The 957-nt window shown below is 60.2% G+C and carries 2 protein-coding genes; both read left to right on the forward strand.

The annotated features are described in order from the left end of the window. Window positions 1-34 precede the first annotated feature (34 nt). Window positions 35-301, forward strand: a complete 267-nt coding sequence (locus tag BHE01S_RS35840) for an FAD assembly factor SdhE (protein WP_042273268.1) — start codon at window positions 35-37, stop codon at window positions 299-301. Window positions 302-390: 89 nt separating this feature from the next. After that, window positions 391-957, forward strand: a 567-nt coding sequence (locus BHE01S_RS35845) for a citrate/2-methylcitrate synthase (protein WP_042273270.1), incomplete at its 3' end; no start/stop codon positions are given.

Genomic DNA, 957 nt, shown 5'->3' on the forward strand with positions numbered 1-957 from the left:
GTTCCGCCGCGCAGTTTGATGTTGCTGTTCTGAAATGGAATCGCACCAGTCTGACCCTCATCGCCGCGCGCGTCTTCGCTGGCGCGCGCGGCGCGGCCTGCTCGAAAATGATCTGATTTTTGAGCGGTTTTTCGAGCGCCATGAGCATGAACTCAGCGACGCCGACGTGGGCGCTCTCACGCGCCTGCTAGAGCTGAGCGATAACGACCTGATGGACTTGCTGCTCGCACGCAAGGAACCAGAAGGCGACCTTGCCGACCCGGACGTGAAGCGGGTGCTGGAGCTGCTTCGGAACGTCTGAGCGCGGCAGCACGCAGTTGTGCGGGCTATCGCCGCGCCGGACGTACAAAACTATCGAATCCCGTGTTTATCTTCGATTGAGGATGTGCTATGACCCCGTCTGATGTAAAAGCCACGCTATCGTTCAGCGACAATTCGCCGAGCGTCGAACTGCCGATCTACAAGGGCACGATGGGCCCGGATGTGATCGACATCCGCAAACTGTACGGTCAGACCGGCAAGTTCACGTATGACCCGGGCTTCATGTCGACGGCGTCGTGCAACTCGGCGATCACGTACATCGACGGGGACAAGGGCGAGCTGCTCTACCGCGGTTACCCGATCGACAACCTCGCGCAGAACGCCGACTTCCTCGAAACCTGCTACCTGCTGTACCGCGGCGAACTGCCGAACCAGGCACAGAAGAATGAGTTCGTGAAGACCGTCACGCAGCACACGATGGTTCACGAGCAAATGCAGTTCTTCTTCCGCGGCTTCCGTCGCGACGCACACCCGATGGCGATCCTCGTCGCCGCAGTGGGCGCGCTGTCGGCGTTCTATCACGACTCGCTCGACATCAACAACGCAAAGCACCGCGAAGTGTCGGCGATCCGCATGATCGCGAAGCTGCCGACGCTCGTCGCCATGGCGTACAAGTACTCGATCGGCCAGCCGTTT

Source organism: Paraburkholderia heleia NBRC 101817 (assembly GCF_000739775.1).
GTDB classification, from domain to species: domain Bacteria; phylum Pseudomonadota; class Gammaproteobacteria; order Burkholderiales; family Burkholderiaceae; genus Paraburkholderia; species Paraburkholderia heleia.

Bases quoted from the DNA above. Each gene is read 5' to 3' on its own strand.
- BHE01S_RS35840 (WP_042273268.1), top strand. From the start codon at position 35: ATGGAATCGCACCAGTCTGACCCTCATCGCCGCGCGCGTCTTCGCTGG.